Origin of the sequence: Subtercola boreus, from assembly GCF_003399625.1 — a bacterium.
GTDB lineage: Bacteria > Actinomycetota > Actinomycetes > Actinomycetales > Microbacteriaceae > Subtercola > Subtercola boreus_C.
Map to the genome: position 1 here is coordinate 53,103 of NZ_NBXA01000014.1, position 21,798 is coordinate 74,900.

The window sequence follows — 21,798 nt, forward strand, 5'->3', positions numbered from 1 at the left end:
GTGACCCCTCTTTGACTGCAACCGACCGTTCCCTCGAACTGACCCGCATCGCCGCACGCGCGGCCGACTCCAAGCAGGCCGAGAACCTCGTCGCGCTCGACGTGACAGGCCCCCTTCCGCTCACCGACGTCTTCCTGATCGCCTCGGGCCGCAATGAACCCAATGTGCGCGCCATAGCGGAGGAGATCATCGAGAAGGTCGAGGAGTCCGGCGCGAAGCTCCTGCGTCGAGAGGGCCTCTCCGAAGGCCGCTGGGTGCTGCTCGACTTCGGCGACGTGATCGTGCACGTCTTCCACGACGAGGATCGCCTGTACTACTCCCTCGAACGGCTCTGGAAGGACTGCCCGGTCGTTCCGCTCACGGTTTCGGTCACCTAGGTCGAGGATGCCCGCCTGCAGCGTTCGCGAGACCGTCTCGGTTTCGCGCCGGGCTCAGCGTGTAGTAGTCTAGGCAAGTTGTTTGAAGCAGAACCTCCGGGTTCTGGGCCAGACATGAGGGGCTGTGGCGCAGTTGGTAGCGCACCTGCATGGCATGCAGGGGGTCAGGGGTTCGAATCCCCTCAGCTCCACCGGATCGAAGAAGGTCCACCGGATCGAAGAAGGTCCACCGGATCGAAGAAGGTCCACCGGATCGAAGTTGATCTACCGGATCGAATGAAGGCTCACCCTCGGGTGGGCCTTCGCTCGTCTGTACGGAGGGGGAATCGATGTTCCGCTTGAAGCGCGTCCTGGCGGGGGGTGCGGCCGCGATTGTCGTCGTCACCTCCCTCCTCCTGCCCTCCCCGGCGTTCGCCGCACCGGCCATGATCACCGTCAGCGGACACGTCTCGCTCGGCAGCACGTCGGCGGGCGCCGGCAGTGTCGAGATCTCCGTCGCCCGAGGTCTGGGCCAACCACCGGTCGTCGCGGGAGCCGTCGACGCAGCGGGCAACTACTCCGTGCAGGTCGCCCAGGGTTCGCCGTTCCTCCTGCAGGCCGACAACGTGGGCCCCGGCAATTTCGCGCCGTACCTCTCGGCCTCGTTCGACTCTCCCAGCTGCACCGTCGAGAGCCAGGACTACACCACTGCTGCCTCCGACATCGCCAACTGGAACATCACCCTGCCTGTCGGCGGCGAGCTGAAGGGCACCGTCAAGAACCTGAAGGGCGCGCCCGTCTCGGATGTCGAGGTCTGGGCGTACGACATCCACGGGTGCGAGACTCTGGGTGGGGGACAGCCCGACACCCGGATCACCCTGCCGAACACGGATTCCACCGGCACCTACGACTTCAGGAATCTCGCTGCCACAGGCGCCTACCGGGTCGAGTTCTACAGCGGTGGAGCCGAGCCGACCACCTATCTCGAAGGATTCCTCGGCATGGCAGCCGGTGCGCCACAGGGTGTGCCGTACACGGTGAAGCCCGGGCAGGTGCGATCCGGCGTCGACATGACCCTGGTGCAGGGCGGCCGTGTGACGGGAACGATCGGTTGCGCATCCTGCGACCTCTCCCGACTCGACCCCGCCAAGGTCGCCCTCTCGGTCGAGGGCTACAACGCCTCATCCGCCTCCTGGGTGAGCAGCGCGCCGGGGAGGGTGGAGCGCACCGGATCCGCTCTGACCTATCAGACGACCTTCATCTATCCCGGTTCCTACCGGATCACCGTGTCGTACCCGGATGACGCTTTCCAGCCGGCGTCGACCGCGACGTTCACCGTCTCCGAGGGGGCTGTGGCGTCGAGGGATGTCACGCTCGCCTCGGCGGCATCCACGCAGCCGGGCGTGCCCGCGAAGGTGAATTCGTACATCACCGCGCTCTACAAGGACTTTCTCGGGCGCGCGCCCGGAACGAGCGAGATCGCCTTCTGGGCCGACAGGTTGAAGACGGGTTCACCGCGAAGCTCGGTCTCGCTGGGGTTCGCCGACAGCGACGAATACCGACTCATCCGGATCGATGCGGCCTACGAGTCTGTGCTTCACCGCCCGAGCGACGCACCGGGCCGTCTGTTCTGGCTCGACAGGATGCACAGGGGTCTCACGCAGACCGACGACGTCGAGATGACCTACTACGCCTCCGCCGAGTACTACGACCAGCACGGCGGCAACGACGCCGGCTTCGTGACCGGGGTGTATATCGCGCTTCTCGGCAGAATGCCATCCCAGGCCGACATCGTGTTCTGGGGAGGGATCGCCGAGCGCCAGGGCCGTATGGAGGTCGTCAAGGACTTCTGGATCTCGACAGAGACCGCCCAGAAGCGGGTCGGAGCGATGTACGCCCTCTACCTCGGGCGCACCCCCGATCCGAGTGGCCTGAAGACGTGGACGGACTTCGATCTCGCCAACGGAGACTCCCTCACCCGCTCGACTCTGACCTCGAGCGATGAGTACTTCGACCGGGCTGCGACGAGGTTCCCCGTCAGCTGAGATCGCGCTTGGGTCAGTAGGCGGGGGCCGGCGTGGTGCCGGCGGCTTTGTCCTGGGGCTTTGCGACGTCTGCGGGGGAGACGGGTGTGATCGAGGCCGACGGCGAGCCCGGGCCAGTGGGCGCGGCCGTGGCTGCGGAGCCCTTCGGCACGAACTGGCGGGCGCCGACATCCGTGCCCGTTTTGGCCGTCTCGACGACGATCGGATGTTCCGTGGCGTAGGAGTCCTGGCGGATGCCCGTCACCTGCCACGAAACTTTCACGTTCGGCTTGTCGGTCCTGATGGCGAAGCTGTTGTTCGCGACCTCTTTGGAGACCACCGCCTGGGCGAAATCGCCGATGACGGTGAGCTGGTAGCGGAAGTCGCGGTTCAGGGCGGCGAAATACGCGGGCAGGGCGACCGTTGCTGCACCCGAGCCGTCTGTGGTGATGTTGCCGTTGTAGATGTTCATCATGTCGGGCGATTCGACGAAGGAGTGCGAGAGCCACTTCTTGTCGGGGTCGAGCGGGTGGTCGATCCTGAAGGATCCGGCGGACTTCGAGAGGGTACCGTTCACGTGGGAATTTCCCTGCGCGAAGATGGCGAATCCGTCCGGACTCGCGGTCGTGGCGAAGACGCCGTAGACCTGTCCTGTCGTCGCGGTCGCATTGCCGTACAGCCCGTAGGTGGGTGCCTGGCCCCAGACTCCCACGTAGCCCGAATCGCCGCGGACGCCGGCGGTTCGTGCGTTGACACCGTGCACGCCGTACTGCCCGCCGCTTCCGTAGACACCGTTGCTGTTCGTATCGGTCGAATAGCCGGACACTCCGGTGACGCCGGAGCCGGAGACTCCGGTCACTCCGTTCGCCAGCACGCCGTACTGGCCGCCACTCGCGTAGACAGCCCCGAGCCCTCCACTGAGATAGGCCCCGTACGAGGTCGACTCGCCGAGCACGCCGTAGAGGTCGCCCTTACCCGACACCCCGGCCGTCGCGCCCTCGCCCCGAACGCCGACGTTGCCGGTCGACGAGCCCTGCACGCCGTACCCGTTCGGTGACGACCCGAGGATGCCACGGCCGGAGGTGGTCGTGCCGATGCTCTTTCCTTGAACCGCGGTTCCACTGGTGACGATGTCGAGTTTCTCGGCGGGCGATGTCACCCCGATGCCGATTTTGCCGTCGGCCGTCAGGCGCATCTTCTCGACGACGGCGGAGGTCGCGTTCGCCTTCGTCTTGAAGATCAGAGGCACGCCGGCGGTCGTCGGCCCGATGAAATTGCTGGTCGTGACGCCGCTGTTGCCGCCGAGCAACCACGGGGTGGTTGCGGATGCCGCCTGGGCGGGCGCGGCACCGGCCACCACGGCGGTGGCCGCCAGTCCCGCCGCGGCACCCGCGAACAGCAGCCGACGAGGGAAACGCGACTCGAACTCGGTCGCATCGGGCGCGGGCGGGGAAGTTTCAGAGCGAGCGGACATGACGGCCTCCAGGATCATCCAGATGAAAGGAATACCGGCTGCGTCGGTGCTGAGTGCCCCGGATGGCTCATGGTACTGCCGACAGGGGCAACCGGCGAGGATTAATCTGTTTTGAATGACATTTGCCGCTTGTCGGCGACGTTTGCTGCTAAGTGGTCTGGCGAATGCCAGTATGGTCTCGCCTGATCTTGACTCTCATGCAACACCCAGCCAGAGGATGCCCGACATGACCGTTCCCGCCAAGACCACCGAACCGCCGCTCTGGGCGCCCTTCTATGGCGCACCGTTCGGTGCCGCCGTCAAGAGATTCTTCACCAAGTACGCCACCTTCTCGGGCCGCGCCGGACGCGCCGAGTACTGGTGGGTCGCACTGTTCACGGGTGTCGTGAGCCTCGTTCTGCAGATCATCCTGGCGGCCACCGGTGGCCTGAGCACGAACATGAACGGCACCGCCAACACGCCGACGGGTGCCGCGATCTTCCTCACGGTCATCTACGCGATCTGGGGCCTCGCCATCCTGATTCCGAGCCTCGCGCTCGTCGTGCGCCGGCTGCACGACACGGACAAGGCCGGCTGATTCATCCTGCTCGGCCTGATCCCGCTGGTCGGCGGCATCATCCTGCTGGTGTTCATGCTGCTGCCGGGCGTTCCGCAGGGAGCTCGGTTCGACCGCCCTACGGCCTGACAGACGCAGTTCGCTCGTCGGGGGTGCTGCCGGGCCCGAGGATCCAGGTGTCTTCGGCACCCCCGCCCTGCGTCGAATTCACGACCAGGCTGCCGGTCGGGGCGACACGGGTGAGCGCCAGATCGGCGATCTCGAAGTCGCCGGCACCGGTACCGTCTCCGGTGACGTAGACGAACGCCCGCAGGTCGACGTGACGCGGTTCGAGCGTCGCGCCGGTGTAGGCCGGCAGCGATGAGAGCGCGACGACCTCCTGGGCGACCCACGCCGCGGGCTCCCGCGCGATCTCCGAACGACGCTCGGCGATCTGGGCGGCCGTCGCCGAGGGTCCGATCAGGACACCGCGCCCGCCCTCACCGTCGACGGGCTTCGTGACGAGCTCACCGACGCGTTCGAGAACACTCCGGCGTTCGGCCTCGTCGCTCGTGCGGTAGGTCGGAACGGATTCCAGCAACGGTCGCTCGTCGAGGTAGTACGCGATGAGATCGGGCACAGTGCAGTACATCGCCTTGTCGTCGGCGACCCCGTTGCCCGGCGCGTTGGCGAGGAACACGTTGCCGGCGACCGCCACCTCGAAGATCTCCGCCCCGATCGAGCGGCCCGCGTTGTTCCGCAGGTCGATGAGTTCGGGGTCGATGCGCACATACAGGGACCGGATGACCGTTCTGCGCTCGCCCGTCACGACGCGGCCCTCGTGGATGTCGAGATCGTCGGCCGTGACGAGCAGCAGGCCGGCATCGTCGGCGAGACGGCGGTGCTCGAACCAAGCCGAGCTCGCCGCTCCGCTGGAGAGCAGGGCGAGGGCCCCGAGGCCGGTCTTCTTCGCCCCTCCGAGGCTCTGCCGCAGGGCGCTGAGCGCCGAGTGCGGATCGAGGAGCCCGTCGGGCCGGGGGAGATCGGGCACGACCGCATCCATCAGCCGGCGGGCGGCCATGGCATAGGCGGCACCGCTCGGTGCACGCAGATTGTCTTCGAGCACGCGCCAGGCGCCGAACTCGTTCCGCACGAGGTCGAATCCCATGATCGGTGCACGCACCGTGTCGTGGGGGAGCCTGGCAGCCTCCGCCCGCCAGCCCGCCCCGTCGACAGTGCTCGCCGGCAGCACTCCGTCGGCGATGACCTTCTGCTCGCCGTAGATGTCCCTCAGGAACGCGTCGATCGCGCGTGCCCGCTGGGTGAGACCCGCGCCGAGCTCCGCCCACTCGAACGCGCTGATCACCCGCGGCACGAGGTCGATCTCGAAGGGGGTGAATTCCCCGCCCACGCCGAAGTCGAGTTGGGCATCCGCCGTCCACGCGTCGCGTCCGCCGCTGCGGGCGGCCAGGGCGTCCGGTGTGAGGGTGCGGAAGAAGTCGACGATCTCCCGGTAGTGCGGCCGCGGGGCGGCGCTCGGGCCGACTGCTTCGTCGCCGGCGCGCATCCGGTAGCCGCGGAGGGCGGAGGCCGCGGGTTCGAGACCTCCGGCCGGGCCGTGGGTCTCTGCCACCACGAGCTCGACCACATCGGTGAGGCTGCCGCGCTCGGCGAACGCTGCACGTTGGCGGTCGGCCGAGTTGCCGCAGGCGAGGGTGGTCTGGGCGAGGCGACGCACCTCGTCGAAGTCGCCGAGTTCCTCGAGCTGGGGGCGGAGCCGTCTGATGAGGCCCCGTACAGCCTGCGCGGCGGGAACGGGCCGGGGATGCTCGGTGGAGTCGAGCAGGTGACCCGACAGCCCGCCCCGCGCAGCCTGCCACATGGCGGCGCGGTGGAGGGGCGCGCGGATGCCGAGCGGCGGCCTGCCGTCTTCGATCTCCAGCTCGGCGGCGCGAACGCTCGCCCGGAAGAGCCCTGCGATGAGCACGGCATCGTCGACGATCGGGCACGCGTCGCAGACGCGCAGCTCGAGAGTCGGCTCGTGCGCGGAGGGCCGCACATCGAAGTAGGCCATTTTCGCATCCGCGATCACGCCGCTCGCGATGAGGTCATTGAGCATCTCGTCGTACTCGGCCGCGCTGGCGAGGTACCCCGTCGCACCGGCGCTCGGCCACCGCTGCCAGATGGTGGTGCGGATGCTCGCGTACCCGGTGTCGTGACCGTTCAGGAAGGGCGAGCTCGCCGAGAGCGCGAGCAGGATCGGGATGTCGCGGGAGACGCGTTGCGCGATCTGCACGGCCATGTCGCGGTCGGCCACGCCGACGTGGATCTGGGTGCCGCAGATCAACTGCTCGTCGACGAGGAGCCGGTACTGCTCCTGCATGCGGCGGTAGCGGCCCGTGGTTGTCAGCTCGAAGTCGGCGAACTCCGAGTGTGGGGCGGTGCCGACCGCCGCGACGCCGAGCCCGAATTCTGCGGCGGCACCGATGAGGTCGCCGCGGAGCCTCAGGAGTTCTGTGCGAAGACCGTCGAGGGTGGTCGTGACGGTGGTGTTCGTCTCGACGGTGGTGCGCTGGATCTCGGCCGAGTAGTTGCCCTTCGGCAGCCTCGAGAGCAGTTGTGGTGCTCGGGCCGAGAGCTTCCCGCTCTCCAGATCGATCAGATGCAGCTCTTCTTCTGCTCCGAGGGTCAGCTCAGCACTCATGCCGACAACTTACTGGCACCGGGGCCGGGAAGGCAGTCTGCAGGCTGTTTTGCCGGGGACTTGACACCTCACCCCCCGGCTCGGGCCGATCAGGTGTTGTAGTTGTACCCGGAGCTGTGGCTCAGGCCCGCCGTGCTGAACAGCACCACGAAGAAGACGATGTACGCGATGATCGCGAGGATCACGAGGGCGGTGTAGGCGTACCCGATGATGAGGCCCGCCAGTGCCATTCCGCGGCCCGATTCGCCGGTGCGGCGGATCTGGCCGAGCGCGATGTGGCCGGTGACGATGCCACCGATCGGAATGGTGAGCCCGAGCACCAGCGCGATGATCGCGAGGGTGTTCGTGCGCTGGCCGTAGGCCTGGGGCGACGGAACCGAGTACGGATCGTACTGCGGAGCGGGAGAGGCCTGGCCGTAGCTCGGGGCGGGAGCGGCCTGGCCGTAGGGCTGCTGCGCGGCGGCCGGCTGGCTGTACGCCGGCGGTTGCAGCTGGCCGTACTGTTCGGTCGGCGCAGTCTCGCCGTACTTCGGCTGCTCGGGGGCGGGGGGCGGGTTCTGATCGCTCATCGGCTGCTTCCGTTCGGTGGTCTGGGCTCAGGCCAGCCTACGGCGTCGGCTCAGCCCGCTGCTCGATTACGATTGCCTCCAGGGAGGCAGACGATGGTTCGGAGAGCGCCTGTCACACCGCTCCGGGAGAACCTGCCCCCGAGCATCCTGATCCTGCCCGACGGGCGAAGGCTTGCGTACCACGAGTACGGCGACCCGGCCGGGGCCGTCGTGGTCAACTGCCACGGTGGCCTCGTCAGCGGTATCGACATCGAGTACTCCGACGAACCGGCGCGGGCTCTCGGAGTGCGCATCATCTCTCCTGACCGGCCCGGGATCGGCGGCAGCTCCAGGTGGCCGGGGCACCGGATGCTCGACTGGGCCAGCACCGACCTCGAGGTGCTTCTGGCGCACCTCGGCGTCGATCGGTTCCGGGTGATCGGCTGGTCGGAGGGCGGCCAGTACGCGCTCGCCGCCGCTCACGCGCACGCCGGCCGGGTCGACCGTGTGGCGATCGTCGCCGGGGCCCTGCCGCTGGCCGAACCGGCGCATCCGGAGCGGCTTGCCGAACTGAACGCGAACGACCGGCGGCTCATCGCTCTCGCCCGGCGGCTTCCGATCGCCGCGCGGGCGTACTTTCTGGCCAGCCGCTGGCTGACCGTCCTGTCGCCTCCGATCCTCGCACGGCTGGCGTCGATCGGCCTCGGCCCGAGTGACGTGGCACTCATCACGATGTACTCGAACTGGTTCGCCCGCGCGATGGCCGAGTCGGTGGCCGACACGCGAGGCTCTGTGGACGACTACCTCGCGTTCGGGGCGCCGTGGGGGTTCGCGCCCGAAGCCGTCAGGGCCCGGGTCGAGGTGTTCCAGGGCGACGCAGACAGGGTGATCCGCGCGGCGTGGTCGCGGATCCTCGTCGAGCGGCTGCCGGATGCCCGGCTGCACGAATTCGCCGACGAGGGGCACTTCGTCGCTCTCACCCGCCGAGCCGAGATCCTGGAGTACCTGACGGCCGTCTCCGACCCGGTCTGAGTCAGGCGGGGCGCTCCGCCGACTCGAACGCCTCCCACATCGACGCGTAGCGACCGCCCGCGGCGATGAGGTCGTCATGCGACCCCAGTTCCGCGACGCGGCCGTCGTGCATCACGGCGATGCGGTCTGCCGCGCGTGCCGTCTGCAGGCGGTGCGCGATCACGACGGTGGTGCGGCCCGACGAGACGCGCTCCATCGCGGCGGTGACCCGCGCCTCCGTGGCGAGATCGAGGTTCGAGGTGGCCTCATCCAGCAGCAGGATCGCCGGGTCGACGAGTTGGGCGCGGGCGAGGGCGATCAGCTGCCGTTGACCGGCCGAGAGGGAACGGCCCCGCTCGCTGAGCACATGCCCGTACCCGCCGGGAAGGCCCCGGATGAGGTCGTGCGCGCCGACGGCGCGGGCTGCCGCTTCGACCCGTGCATCCGACGTCTCCGGATCACCGAAGGCGATGTTGTCACGCACCGAGCCGGTGAAGAGAAAGGCCTCCTGGGGCACGTAGCCCAGTTGTGTGCGGAATGCGACGAGGTCGAGGGTGCGAACATCCATTCCGTCGACCAGCACCGCACCCGAGTCCACATCGTAGAACCGGGCCAGCAGCTTCATCACGGTCGACTTGCCCGCGCCGGTCTCGCCGACCAGCGCCAGCGTCTCGTGCGGGCGGATGTCGAGCGTGATCGAGTGCAGCGCCTCCGCCGGCTTCTGCGCCTGCACCGCCGCCGGGTAGGCGAAGTGCACATCGACGAGCGAGAGCGCGCCGCGGAGCCGCCCCGGCTCGATCGCGGTTCCGGGTGCCGGCTCGGGGGTGAGCGTGTCGAGTTTCATCAGTTCGGAGATGCGCCCCACCGACACGCGCGTCTGCTGCCAGGAGTCGAACACCTGCGAGAGCTGCTGGATGGGGGAGAAGAACAGCGAGATGTACAGGATGAAGGCGATCAGGTCGCCCGAGCTGAGCTGCCCTGAGGCGATGAGGCCGGCACCCACACCGAGCACGATCGCATCCGCGACGCTCGAGAGGAACTGCACGAACGGGAAGTACAGCGCAACGAGCCGCTGCGCGGCCACCCGGGTCTCGAGGAAGGAGCGGCCGAGGCCATGGAACCGCTCGACCGTGTCGCTCTCGTGAACGAACGCCTGCGACTCGCGCACGCCCGAGAGGCTTTCCTGAAAGTCGGCGTTCACCAGCGCGATGCGATCGCGTGCCGTGTCGTAGAGCGAGGAGGCACGCTTTCGGAACCAGACCGTCGCGAAGGCGAGGGGCACCACGACGGCGAGCGTACAGAGCCCGAGTTCGACGTTCAGCGACACCAGCGCGATCCCCACACCGACGAAGGTCACAACCGAGACGAGGGCCGAGAGCAGACCGTTCTGCACGAGCGACTCGAACTGCACCACATCGGTCGTCATCCGGGTCATCACCCGCCCGGCCATCTCGCGCTCGTAGTAGTCGAGGGAGAGACGTTGCAACTGCGACCAGATGCGGATGCGGAGTGACAGCATGACGCGCTGCGCGATCCGGCCCGTCACGAACGTCGATGCGATGCCGTCGAGCAGCGCGGCGAGCGTCACGACGAGGTAGAGGGCGGATGCCCCGAGCAGCACCATCAGCGACCCCGCCTGCACACCGTCGTCGATGCCGGTCTTCACCAGCACCGGGCCCGCGAGACCGGCGAGAGCGTCGAGCACGACGAGCACCAGACCGAGAGCCAGGGGCCGGCGGAACTCCTTCAGCAGCCGCACCAGGCCGAACTGCGGGTCGTGCCGGGTCTCGCGGTCGCGGTCGATGTGCGGGATGTCGCGGATCGGGCCGAGGGCGGCGACCGCGTCGAGCAGGGCGGGGTCGGCGCCGAGCAGGCCGCTCTGAGCCCCGGCAGACGGGGGAGGGCCTGCCGCGGCGGGCTTCTTCGCGCGGTCGGGTCGGGCTGCCGCATCCGCGTCGTGCTCCTTGCCGTCGACCAGCGTGCCGGCCGCGGTGAGGTCGGCGAGCACCTCGATGCGGCCGGCAGCGGCAGCGGCGCGGGTCTCCTCATCCAGACCGGAGAGCAGCTCGCGGTAGGTGGTGCTCCGTTCCAGCAGTTCGCTGTGGGTGCCCGAGTCGCTGATCCTGCCCTCCTCCAGAACGACGATGCGGTCGGCGAGGTGGAGGGTCGACTCCCGGTGGGCGATCAGCAGCACGGTGCGCCGGCCGAGGGCCTCCTGGAGCCCCCGATGGATGCGCTCCTCCGTCTTCGCGTCGATCGCGCTGGTGGCGTCGTCGAGGATCAGGATGCGCGGGTCGTACAGAATCGCGCGCGCCAGGGCGATGCGCTGTCGTTGCCCGCCGGAGAGGCTCAGCCCGCGTTCGCCGACGACGGTGTCGTATCCGAGGGGGAGCCTGCCGATGAAGTCGTGGGCCTCTGCCACCCGGGCGGCCGCCTCGACCTCGGCGTCTGTCGCGCCGGGCCGTCCATAGGCGATGTTCGCGCGGATCGTCGAGCTGAAGAGAAAGCTCTCCTCGAACACGACGCCGACCTGCCGGCGGAGCGAGGCGAGCCTGAGCTGGCGTACGTCGATGCCGTCAACGGAGACGGTTCCGGCATCGGGTTCGTAGAACCGCGAGACCAGCGCGGCCACGGTCGATTTGCCGCTGCCGCTCGGGCCGACGATCGCGACCCGCTCGCCCGCCCGGATGTGCAGGTCGAAGCCGTCGAGCACCGGCGCGCCGCCCGAGCCTTCCGCACCATAGAAGAACCGCACCCCTGTGAAGTCGATGGCCCCACCGCCCGCGGGCAGTGGCACGGCGGCCGGGGCATCCACGATCGCCGGGCGCTGGTCGAGCAGCTGGAAGATGCGCTCGATGCCCACCCGCGCCTGCTGGCCCACGGTCAGGATGCCCGCCAGCTGCCGCGCGGGCGCCATCAGCTGGGAGACATAGGCCGAGAAGGCGAGGAAGGTGCCGATGGTCAGCTGGTTGTTCAGGGCCAGCCAGCCGCCGAACGCGAGCACGGCAACCTGGCCGAGGGTGGGCACAGCTTCGAGCAGGGGTTGGAACCGGGACTGGATGCGCACCGCACGCATCTCGGAGCCGTAGAGCGACGAGGAGGTCCCGATCATCCGGTCGATCTCACGCCGCTCGCGCCCGAAGGCCTTCACGACGCGCACACCGGTGACGTCTTCGTCGACCATCTGCGCGACGTCGCCCTCGCGCTGCTGCGCATCCCAGGTGGCCGGCAGCAGTCGGGCCCGCATGCGATAGGAGATCAGCACGAGCAAGGGGGTCACGACGAGGGCGACCAGCGCGAGAAGCGGTGAGAGCACGAACATCACGACGAGCGACAGCAGCATCAGGATGATGTTGCCGCTCATGATCGGCAACATCATCAGCAGGCCCTGCACGAGGGTCGCATCGGAGTTCGCCCGCGACACCAGCTGGCCCGTCGGCATCCGGTCGAGGCTCGCGAAGTCGAGCGTCTGGAGGTGGTCGTGCATACCGTTACGGAGGTCGTTCTGCACCTCGAGCGCAACCTGCCCGCCGTGGTAGCGGCGCACATACGTGAACCCGAATGTCACCAGGGCCAGCCCCACCAGCAGGGCGAGCCAGGGCAGCAGCGGGGCGTCCGCGACGAGGATCACGTTGTCGACGATCTGCCTCGCGACCAGCGGAACGACCACCTGGCAGGCGCTGCCGAGAAGCGCCGCGCCGAGCGAGAGGATGAGGCTCCGGCGGTGCCGCAGCATGTAGCCCCAGAGCCGCCGCACCCAGCCCGGGGCTGGGGATGCGGTGGGGGCGTTTGTCACCTCCTGAGTCTACGTGCGCCCACCCCGCCTCCACCCCCACCTCCACCTCCGGTGATCGAGACACCGAAAACTGTCGGTATCCGACGTCCTTACCGACAGTTTTCGGGGATTCGATTCACAAGACGCGGCCGGGGGCGGGCGCGGTGACGACGAGCACGCGAAAGCCCTCGGGGCCGGCGGCGCGCCAGGCGTGCCGGGTACCGGCGGCGAAGGTGATCGAGCCGCCCGCGGCGAGGCATTCGACGAGAGCATCGTCGACACTTCCGCCCGGCTCGGCCTCGAGCCCGACCTCGAGGGTGCCAGCGAGCACGTAGACGAACTCGTCGTCGTCATGCACGCCGAACTCCGTGAACGCAGTCTCGGCGCTGAACAGCTCGACTCCCCGGAGCCCGCCCGGAAGCTCCGCCAGCTGCCAGACCGAGCGTGCCCCACCGCTGCTGGCCGGTCGGTCGCGGTGGGCGGAATAGACCACGTCGGTCGTCTCGCTCGTCGTCCGCCGGGGCGGCCGGTGGGCGAGCAGGTCGCCCGGTTGCACGCCGAACTCGGTCGCGATGCGGCCCATCGAAGCCAGGCTCAACCGCGCGTGCCCCCGCTCGACGAGGCTCAGGAACGGCTGCGACATCCCCGTGGCCGACGCGAGCTGCACAAGGGTCTGGCCCCGAGAGCGCCGGAGCTCGCGGATGCGCGCACCCATCGTGACCGCATCGTCGTCGAGTGGCGCTGTCGAGGGGGTCTGGTTCATGATTCGTGAATTCGTCATATTTATGACATAAATATACCCATGAAGCCTCTCGTCTTCGGAATCTTCCAGTACATCGCCCCGAACGGCACCGTCGGATCGGCCTGGCAGCACCCGGGCGACACCTCGCTGGACTACCTGGACATCTCGCACTGGACGGCGCTCGCCCAGAAGTTCGAGGCGGCCGGGCTCGATTTTCTCTTCCTCGCCGACAGCTACGGTTTCCCCGCTCTGGATGGCGCGCTGCTCGACGCCGCAGTGCGGGAGGGTCGCGGCATCCCGCAGGGCGACCCGATGCCGATCGTCACCGCGATGGCCGCGGTCACCCAGAGGCTCGGCTTCATCCTCACCACCTCGACCACGGTCGAGGCTCCGGCCGCGAACGCTCGGCGTTTCGCGACGCTCGACCACTTCACCGACGGCCGGATCGGTTGGAACATCGTGACCGGTTCCTCCGGGGCGACAGCGGCAGACCTGATGGGCAAGGACCTCATCTCGCACGACCTCCGCTACGACATGGCCGACGACTACGTCGACGTCTGCCTGAAGCTCTGGGAGGGATCTTGGGCCGACGACGCCCTCGTTTTCGACAGGGAGGCCGGCGTCTTCGCGAACCCCGCCGGGGTGAGGATGATCGACCATGACGGCCCGTATTTCCGGTCCCACGGCATCCTGAACCTGCCACCCTCGCCCCAGCGCACCCCGCTCCTCGTGCAGGCCGGTGCCTCGGGGCGCGGCCGCGAGTTCGCGGGCCGGAACGCCGAAGCCGTGTTCGTGGCGGGCGGCGTGCCGTCGGTGGTGGCCGCGAACGTCGCCGGAGTGCGGGCGAGCGCGGTCGCGGCCGGACGCGCGGCCGACTCGGTCAAGCTGTTGGTCGGGGCGTTGTTCATCACCGCCCCGACGCACGAGGAGGCCGAGGCGAAGCACACAGAGATGCTCGCGATGTCGACGAACGAGGGCGCCGCGGCGATCTACGCCGGCAACACCGGGATCGATCTCCTGGCACTGGACCCCGACCTGCCGCTGGCTCAGAGAAACACGGAGATGGGCCAGAGCAACGTCGAGCGCTATCTCGCGAAGGACGGCACGCCGGCCCCGCTGGTGCGCGACATCCTCGAGAACTTCCGGACGACCGGCATCAACGGGAGCGTCTTTGTCGGCACGCCGGACGAGGTGGTCGACGCGCTCGAGGAGTTCGTGGCGGCCACCGACGTCGACGGCTTCCTCGTGCAGCCGCACCTGACTCCGAGCACCTACGACGACTTCATCGAGCTCGTGCTGCCCGTTCTCCGGGAGCGTGGGCTCGCCCCGGGGGAGTACTGCGGTTCGACACTGCGGGAGCAGCTGTTCGGCGAGGGCCACGCACGGCTGCCCGAATCGCACCGGGGGCACGCCTTCACCTGGGCCGACGCGGCAACAGGGCCGACAACTCCAACAGGGCCGACAACTCCAACAGGGCCGACAACTCCGACAGGGCCGACAACTCCAACAGGGCCGACAACTCCAACAGGGTGAGAGAGGGGCGATCGACTCGCGCGCGTAACACGGGAGGCCCGGCTTCGCTGCTAGTGTGTGGCCAAACCACAGCGCCGCCATCCGTACGTCATTCGTGCCGGCAGGCGCACGGTCATCCGCATCGCAGTTCACCCAGTCGAAGTCGCAGTCGTAGTTCACACAGTCGCAGTTCACACAGTCGCAGTTCACGCGATTGCGGTTCACACAGTCGCCATCCGCAGGAACGTCATCCGCACAGTCGAGGGGAAGCATGTCGTCAGCACTGACACGTCGAGAGGGCCGGCCGCGTCGCGGTAGCGGACCCCGCCGCTGGGTGGCGCTCGCCGCCGTTCTGACCGTGGCCGGCATCGCACCGGTGGCCGTGGCCGGCAGCGCCAGCGCGGCAGACGTCGCGCTGCCGACCGCCGGGCTGAAGTATGTGGCGATCGGCGACTCGTATTCCTCGGGCATCGGCATCGGCGCCGTCAACCCAGACGTGCCGTCGGACTGCGGCCAATCGCTCGAGAACTTTCCGCACCTGCTGGCTGCCACCCTGGGGCTCGACCTCACGGATGTGACCTGCAGCGGAGCGCAGGCCGAGAACCTCACCACTGTGCCGCAGCCCGTGAACGGTTCGACGCTGCCCGTGCAGACGGCGGCTCTGGATGCCTCCACCGACGTCGTGACGATCACCGTCGGCGGAAACGGGCTGAAGTTCACCACGGTGGCGGCGGCGTGTGCTGCGGCATCTGCGAACGGTCCGCTGGTCGGCCCCGGCCTCGGTGCCCTCACGAGCTGCCAGCAGATCCCTGGCATCGCGGCGCTTCCGTCGCGCATCCCGCTCCTCGGCCAGGTGATCGGCGCGACCTACGCCGCAGTGCGCAAGGCCGCCCCCAACGCGAAGATCTTCGTGCTGGGTTACCCGAGCATCGCTCCCGATGCCGCCGACCTGCCCGCCGGCGGGAGCTGCTTCTCGCCCGTGACGCAGCCCGGCGGTTTTCCGTTCACCGATGCCGACACGCCCTTCCTGCACACGATCGAGCAGACGCTCGACAACACGGTGCAGACCCAGGCCGAGGCTGCCGGGTTCATCTACGTGCCGACGTTCGCCGAATCGCGGGGCCACAGCGCCTGCGCCCCTGCGGCCGATTCCTACGTGAACGGCGTCTTCGTCGACTTCACCGTGCCGACCTCGCCGGTCATCGATGAGAAGTCGCTTCATCCGAACGCAAACGGCGTCGGATTCATGGCGCAGCTCGCCGAGACGGCAATTGCCAAGGCCTTCCCCGTCGTGGCTCCGCAGCCGACGTCGACTCCCACGCCGACTGTGACTCCCGAGCCGTCGGTCTCGCCCGTGGCACCCGATCCGTCCACGACCGCGTCGGTACCGGTGCCAGCGGCGGATGCCGGCAACGGTTCGTCGGCGCTCGCCGCGACGGGCGTGTTCGCGCCCATGCTGATCGCGGTCGGCGTCTTCGCCCTGCTCAGCGTGCTCGCCGGTGCCGGGATGATCGTCGCCCGCCGGAGGCTCCAGCGCGGCTGACCCGGACGCCAGCGCGGCTGACTCCCAGGCGCGGATGGCCGCGGAGCTCAGCCCGCGATGGTCTCTGCTCGGACGCTCCGACGTGCCCGCTCCCGGCGGAGACGCCTGGCCGCGCCTGCCGTCAGAACGAGCCCCGCCAGCACTCCGAGCGTGGCCCCCGAGGTGTTCGACACGATGTCGCGGAGGTCGCTCACCCGGCCGGGGATGCCCAGCTGGGCGACTTCGATCGCGACTGTCATGAGGAAGCCGATCAGGATGGCCAGCCACCACTGGCGCCGGCCGAGCAACAGCAGAAGGAACAGCCCGACGGGCACGAACATCGCGATGTTGGCGGCGAACTCGACACGGTCGTACGTGATCCATTCTGTCGAGGCGTGCCGGCCGAACACCCGCAGCGCCCGATAGAGGAGGCCCTCCGCACGGTCGTCGAGCGGCTGGGGCCCGAGCGTGATCCAGGCGACCAGCCCGAGGTACGCCACGGTGAGGGCTGTGAGCACGGGATGGCGTCGGAACATCCCCTCACTCTGCCTGACGTTCCCGGGTGAACGGTGGATGCCGGCTGTGGATGTCTGCTGTGAATGTCTGCTGTGCACGTTGCCGCAGCTCCCCGACGCTCCGGTGGAGACGGCGACTCCCGCGGCGGCTCAGGGCGTCGGAACAGGCGTAGGCGTGGGGGTCGGGGTCGCCGTGCTCTCCGGTACTGCCGCCTGGTACGTCGCCGTCACGAACGTCTCGAAAGCCGTGGCGTCGGAGACCGACCCGGTGTAGACCGTGCCGTCCAGCACCACGGTGGGGCTGGCGGTGAGGTTCGCCACGTCGGAGTTCGGGATGTTCGCTTTCGCCCGGTTGGAGGCATCCACGACCCAGTTGTCGAAACCGCCGGAGGTGATGCAGCGGGAGACCTCCGGGGACGTCACTCCCGCCTTGGTGACGAGGGTGACCAGGTCGCTCGTGCTGAGCCCGGCGCCGGCGATGACCGCCGCATCGGCGACGAGCGCGTTGTGCACAGCCAGCACGCTCGAGGGTGCCTGATCGGCCACGCAGGCGATCGTGTTCGCCGTGCGCATCGACTGGCTGTTCGAATCGAAGCTCACGAGGGCGACCGGGTGGATCGAGAGCGTGGCATAGCCTTTCGTCACCCAGCCCTGGATCGTGCTGCCGTTCGTCGTCTCGAAGGTCGCGGCATCCGGGCTCGCGTAGTCGACGTAGAGGTCGACGCTCAGAACGCCGTTCGACGGGTCGAAGCTCGCTGCGGCCGGACTGGCTCCCACATCGAGGGCAGCTGTCGTCGAGGGGGTGATCGTGGTGCCGTCGCCGGTGAACAGGATGCCGTCGGAGGCCATGTTCGCCGGGCCGATCAGTCCCGCCCGCACCGTGTTCACGATCACGAGGCCGGCGACGGCGAGAACCGCCACACCGAGAGTGACGAGGCTGGTGCGCCGGATGATGCGGTTGCGCTTCTGGCGCTTCCGATCCTCCTCGCGCTGGAGCCTGGACATCTCACGCTGGAGCGCCTGCCGCTCTTTCTTCGGCAGACCCCTCAACTCCTGGTCGAAACTCTTCGCCGGCACCCGGGCTCCTTGTCAGCTCCTGGGCGCCGGGGAACTGCGGCGCCGAGCATCCGAGAGTACGAGGCCGGCCTATGAGTCTGCTATCGACGCGCTGGGCGAGTGCCGCGAGCCGTTCTCCGCAACGTGCGCAGATGTCGTGGCGCTGCGCTTCGATGCGTTCGCGTGGGAGCTCGTCAGCCCTGGCCGCTGATGCTCTTCGCCTCGATCGTGAGGATCACGCGCTGTTGGTCTCGCCCGCCGTACCAGGGGTAGGGCTGGCCGGTGTACTTCTGCGACAGCGCCTCGATGCTCTCCACGCCGCCATCCGTCGTCATGGAGACCACTTCGCCGCGCACCTGGATGTAGCGGAACGGGTTCTCGGGGTCCTGGATCGCAACCGCCACGCGCGGGTCGCGTTCGACGTTCCGCACCTTCACGTACCCGACGACGGTGTTGATGATGATGTGCTCGCCGTCGGTGTCGACCCACGTCTCCGTCACCTGCGGGGAGCCGTCGGCCATGATGGTGGAGAGGAAGCAGGGGCTCGGCTTCTGCAGCAGGTCGAGCAGGTTGTCGGGCAGGGTCACGGGGTCTCCTCGGTGAGTGTGGGAATACCATTCTCCCGCGGAAGACCGGGGGCGTCAGTGGGCTGCCCGGCTTCAGGCAGTAGCCCGGCGGCGCCGCACGATCACGACGATCGAGCCCGCCACGAGCAGCGCGCCCGCGAGCAGGTACAGCACCTGCGCGATCCGCACCTCGGCGAAGCAGGCGCCGGCCATCAGTGCCCAGCAGGCCACGAGGAGCGAGGCCCAGACCACGAGCAGCCCGTCGATGCGTGGGATGCTCCGCACGAACCGCGCGAACCGGCGGCCGGCCGCCCGCCTCAGCTGCACGAGGTACACCACGATGAACACCGCCGAGGCGAGTGCGACGACCGCGAGGAAGTCCTGCCAGACGGTGCCGTAGAGCGGCGAGTCCGTCGGCTGGCTGGCGCCGCTGAACGCAACCGTCACCACCGCGAAGGCGATCCAGAGAATGAAATGGATGCGGCGGAGCGCGACCGCCGCGACCGCGCGGAGGTTGCGGACGGCCACCGCCGAGCCGGGATCCGAGGCCAGGATGTCGATGAAACCGGCTGCCGCGCTGCCCGCCCGCCCCTGCCGCAGCATCACGAGCGACAGGTTGTTGCGGGCCGCCGGATGATCGGGCTGCAGGTTCAGGGCCTGGCGGAACGCTGCCTCGGCGGCGGGCCAGTCCTGCTGGGCGAGGGCGACGTTGCCGGCTGTGAGGTGGGCATCCGGTTCCAGCGGCGCGAGCCGGACGGCCTCGCGTGCCGCGTGCTCGGCGTCCCGGGTGATGCGCTTGGCGGCGATGTCGACCTGTGCGACCTGGGCGTGTGTCACCCAGAGCTCGGGGGCGAGGCTCTGCGCGGTGTGCGCGGCAGCCTTCGCCTCGGTCACGTTGCCGAGCTTCGAGTAGGAGAGCGCCACGAGTCGCCAGGCCCATTCGTTGTCGGGCGTGCGGGACAGCGCCTGCTGGGCGGCCTCGAGGGCGCGGGCGGCATGCCCGGCCACGAGGTGGGCCTGGCTCGCGAGGCAGAGGCCGCGGTCGTCTTCGGGATGCGCGGCGAGATGCGGGGCGAGCGCACGGAGGGCGTCGACAGGCTTTCCGAGCGACAGGTAGGTGCGGGCGTGTGCCAGCGCGGCATCCTCCGCGTTCACAGGCGCTTGGCCTTCTTCAGGTAGGTCTTCAATTCGGTGTAGGTGCCGTCGTCGTCGCCGAAGAGCACAACGTTCCGGGCGCTGTCGAGCCAGCTCGTCGTCGACGGCGTCACCTCCCTGAGGGCCTCCGTGACGTCGTGCATCGTGATGAGCCGGAGCTCCCCGGTCTCGGCGCTGTCCATCAGGGCACGCTCGGCAGCGACCTCGCAGACGTAGGCGATGTCGGCCCCGGAGAGGCCCGCGGATGACCGGGCCAGCGCCTTGAGCTCGATGCCCTCGACGGGGCGGTGCTGCAGGTGGTAGCGGAAGATCGACTCGCGCGCTTCCTCGTCGGGCGGCAGCACGAGCACCGTGCGGTCGAAGCGCCCGGGGCGACGGAGGGCCGGATCCACGTCCCACGGCTGGTTCGTCGCCGCGAGCACGAACACGCCCTCGTTCTGGTCGGCGACCCCGTCGAGTTCGGTGAGGAGCTGGTTCACGGTTCCGCGGAGGGCGCTGTTGCGGGTCTGGCTCCGGCGCTGGCCGAGCGCATCGATCTCATCGAAGAAGATCACGCAGGGGGCCTCGCGCCGGGCCAGCTCGAAGGCCTCGTGCACGTTCTGTTCGCTGTTGCCGAGCATCGGGTCGAGGATGTCGGAGAGCCCGACGCTCAGGAACCGGGCGCCGAGCTCCCCGGCGATCGCCCGGGCGATGAAGGTCTTGCCGCAGCCGGGCGGGCCGTACATCAGCAGGCCACCGCGGAGGCTCTTGGAGTAGAGCTTTCGCAGTTCGGGGTTCTGAAGCGGAGCGAGGAAGGCGGCGTTCAGGCGCTTCTTGATCGACGTCATGCCGCCGACGTCGGCCAGGGTGATGACGGAGCGTTCGATGTCGAAACCGGATCCCGGCACCACCGAGGGCTGGGCGTCGGTGAACATCGGCTGGGCGAGCTCGTGCACGTCGATCTCGGCGGCGCTCCAGTCGAACTCGGGCGGAGCCGCGGCGGGTGCGGGGGCCGGGATGGTGGCCGTCGGGTCGGGGGACGCGGGTGCCGTCGGTGCCACGGGCGCTAGCGCCTCGCTCATCAGCTGCCGGGCATCCAGATTGTCTGGCGCATCCTGCAGCACACCGGCCGCCAGCGACACGGCTTCGGCAGGCGATCCGGACTTCACCAGCAGCTGGCCGAGCAGCAGCCGAAGCGGAATGTCATCGGGGGAAGAGGCGATCGCCCGGCGCAACGAGCTGATGAGTGGCTCTTCCATGGAGTGAGTTTAGACCGCACATCCTGATGGCTGGCCGGGCATTCGCCCGGGTCAGGGCGCGAGGCCCTCCAGCACGTCGTTGGAGGGCACGAAGAACGTCGTGCCCGTCACGGCCTTCGAGAAGTCGAGGATGCGGTCGTATTCGCCGACCGGGCTGCCGATGAACATCCGCCGGAGCATGTGGTCGATCACCCAGAGGTCGCGGGAGTATCCGATGAAGTAGGTGCCGAACTCCTTCGCCCCCGGCCGGCCGAACGGCATGTTGTCGCGCAGGATGTCGTGCTCGACGCCGTTCTCGTCGACGATCGTGTTGAGGCCCTTGTGGGAGAGGCGCTCGCCGTCGTCGAGCTCCAGATTGTCGGCCTTCGTTCGCCCGATGATGGCCTCCTGCTGCTCGGTGCTGAGCGTTCCCCAGGCGGCCAGGTCGTGCAGGTACTTCTGAACCACGACGTAACTGCCGCCTGTGAAGTCCGGATCCTCGTCGCCGATCAGGGCGGCCTCGGCCATGGATTGGCCCGTCGGGTTCTCGGTGCCGTCGACGAAGCCGAGCAGGTCGCGGGAGTCGAAGTAGCGGAAGCCCTGCGTCTCGTCGACCACCTCGACCGCGTCGCCGAGCTTCGCCAGGATGAGTCGTTCGAGCTCGAAGCACTGATCGAGCCGTTCGCCTCGGATGTGGAACAGCAGATCCCCGGGCGTCGACACGGCGGTGTGCCCGCCCGACCCCGGGATCGTGTGGAAGCGGTCGAGCTGGCGGGGCCTCGACGGCTGGCCGAGGCGCTCCCAGAGCGCGGATCCGATGCCCACGTTGCACGAGAGGCGACCGCCGAGATCGCGGAAGCCCACGGCCCGCACCAGAGCGCCGATGTCGCTGACGACGTCGCGGGCGGTGGCCAGGCTCGTCTCGTCGGCTGCGACGGTGACGACGAGGAAGATCGCGGCGGCCGAGAGCGGCGCATTCACGCTCTGCGGCTCGATGGGGGTGCGGGCCCAGGTCTGGTCATCCATGCTGAGAGGCTACCGGTCGGCGGCGTGGGGCAGGGCGGCGACGCTCTGTGGCAGTCTGGG

General features: G+C 68.8%; 17 protein-coding genes and 1 tRNA gene. 7 read left to right on the forward strand and 11 right to left on the reverse strand.

Translation table 11 applies throughout. The features are described 5' to 3' along the window. Positions 1-11 precede the first annotated feature (11 nt). From rsfS to B7R21_RS06695, 3 genes are all read left to right on the forward strand, one after another. Entirely contained in the window at positions 12-377 is a 366-nt protein-coding gene (gene rsfS / locus B7R21_RS06685) for a ribosome silencing factor (RefSeq protein ID WP_116282469.1), read from the forward strand. A gap of 118 nt (positions 378-495) precedes the next feature. After that, positions 496-568 (forward strand) — tRNA-Ala (locus B7R21_RS06690). A 138-nt stretch (positions 569-706) separates the two neighbouring features. After that, positions 707-2,401, forward strand: coding sequence for a DUF4214 domain-containing protein (locus tag B7R21_RS06695; RefSeq protein ID WP_116282470.1), 1,695 nt, complete (start codon positions 707-709; stop codon positions 2,399-2,401). 13 nt (positions 2,402-2,414) lie between these two features. Here the strand turns inward: B7R21_RS06695 and B7R21_RS06700 are convergent, their stop codons facing one another. Beyond that, entirely contained in the window at positions 2,415-3,854 is a 1,440-nt protein-coding gene (locus tag B7R21_RS06700) for a hypothetical protein (protein ID WP_147305837.1), read from the reverse strand. A gap of 226 nt (positions 3,855-4,080) precedes the next feature. Between B7R21_RS06700 and B7R21_RS06705 the strand changes: the two genes are divergently transcribed. Then, a complete protein-coding gene (locus tag B7R21_RS06705; RefSeq protein WP_367379389.1) occupies positions 4,081-4,431 on the forward strand; it encodes a DUF805 domain-containing protein in 351 nt (116 codons plus the stop codon). Between the two features lie 97 nt (positions 4,432-4,528). Here B7R21_RS06705 and B7R21_RS06710 read toward each other — a convergent pair whose 3' ends face one another. Together B7R21_RS06710 and B7R21_RS06715 are read right to left on the reverse strand one after the other, a co-directional pair. After that, positions 4,529-7,093, reverse strand: a complete 2,565-nt coding sequence (locus B7R21_RS06710) for a carboxylate--amine ligase/circularly permuted type 2 ATP-grasp protein (RefSeq protein WP_116282472.1) — start codon at positions 7,091-7,093, stop codon at positions 4,529-4,531. 89 nt (positions 7,094-7,182) lie between these two features. Then, a complete protein-coding gene (locus tag B7R21_RS06715) occupies positions 7,183-7,662 on the reverse strand; it encodes a DUF4190 domain-containing protein (protein WP_116282473.1) in 480 nt (159 codons plus the stop codon). Between the two features lie 93 nt (positions 7,663-7,755). On the opposite strand from B7R21_RS06715, the gene B7R21_RS06720 reads away from it, so the two are divergent. After that, positions 7,756-8,673, forward strand: a complete 918-nt coding sequence (locus B7R21_RS06720; protein ID WP_116282474.1) for an alpha/beta fold hydrolase — start codon at positions 7,756-7,758, stop codon at positions 8,671-8,673. Position 8,674: 1 nt separating this feature from the next. Here the strand turns inward: B7R21_RS06720 and B7R21_RS06725 are convergent, their stop codons facing one another. Both B7R21_RS06725 and B7R21_RS06730 read right to left on the reverse strand, forming a co-directional pair. Continuing rightward, positions 8,675-12,448, reverse strand: coding sequence for an ABC transporter ATP-binding protein (locus tag B7R21_RS06725; RefSeq protein ID WP_216364148.1), 3,774 nt, complete (start codon positions 12,446-12,448; stop codon positions 8,675-8,677). A 115-nt stretch (positions 12,449-12,563) separates the two neighbouring features. Beyond that, entirely contained in the window at positions 12,564-13,208 is a 645-nt protein-coding gene (locus B7R21_RS06730) for a helix-turn-helix domain-containing protein (RefSeq protein ID WP_116282475.1), read from the reverse strand. Between the two features lie 21 nt (positions 13,209-13,229). Here B7R21_RS06730 and B7R21_RS20400 point away from each other — a divergent pair, with 21 nt between their 5' ends. Together B7R21_RS20400 and B7R21_RS06740 are read left to right on the forward strand one after the other, a co-directional pair. After that, the gene (locus tag B7R21_RS20400; RefSeq protein ID WP_216364150.1) at positions 13,230-14,702 is read left to right on the forward strand and encodes an NtaA/DmoA family FMN-dependent monooxygenase; all 1,473 of its coding nucleotides are present in this window, start codon (positions 13,230-13,232) and stop codon (positions 14,700-14,702) included. A gap of 250 nt (positions 14,703-14,952) precedes the next feature. Then, the gene (locus tag B7R21_RS06740) at positions 14,953-16,224 is read left to right on the forward strand and encodes an SGNH/GDSL hydrolase family protein (RefSeq protein ID WP_116282476.1); all 1,272 of its coding nucleotides are present in this window, start codon (positions 14,953-14,955) and stop codon (positions 16,222-16,224) included. A 47-nt stretch (positions 16,225-16,271) separates the two neighbouring features. Here B7R21_RS06740 and B7R21_RS06745 read toward each other — a convergent pair whose 3' ends face one another. From B7R21_RS06745 to B7R21_RS06770, 6 genes are all read right to left on the reverse strand, one after another. Next, entirely contained in the window at positions 16,272-16,739 is a 468-nt protein-coding gene (locus B7R21_RS06745; protein ID WP_116282477.1) for a VanZ family protein, read from the reverse strand. 129 nt (positions 16,740-16,868) lie between these two features. After that, positions 16,869-17,795, reverse strand: a complete 927-nt coding sequence (locus B7R21_RS06750; protein WP_116282478.1) for a DsbA family protein — start codon at positions 17,793-17,795, stop codon at positions 16,869-16,871. A gap of 173 nt (positions 17,796-17,968) precedes the next feature. Then, a complete protein-coding gene (locus B7R21_RS06755) occupies positions 17,969-18,361 on the reverse strand; it encodes a PPOX class F420-dependent oxidoreductase (protein WP_116282479.1) in 393 nt (130 codons plus the stop codon). Between the two features lie 72 nt (positions 18,362-18,433). Continuing rightward, a complete protein-coding gene (locus tag B7R21_RS06760) occupies positions 18,434-19,495 on the reverse strand; it encodes a tetratricopeptide repeat protein (RefSeq protein ID WP_172592080.1) in 1,062 nt (353 codons plus the stop codon). Then, positions 19,492-20,733, reverse strand: coding sequence for an ATP-binding protein (locus B7R21_RS06765; RefSeq protein ID WP_116282481.1), 1,242 nt, complete (start codon positions 20,731-20,733; stop codon positions 19,492-19,494). Before B7R21_RS06765 ends, B7R21_RS06760 begins: the two co-directional genes overlap by 4 nt. 51 nt (positions 20,734-20,784) lie before the next feature. Beyond that, positions 20,785-21,738 carry a Dyp-type peroxidase gene (locus tag B7R21_RS06770; protein WP_116282482.1) on the reverse strand — a complete coding sequence of 318 codons (954 nt, stop codon included), beginning with the start codon at positions 21,736-21,738 and terminating at the stop codon, positions 20,785-20,787. Positions 21,739-21,798 lie beyond the last annotated feature (60 nt).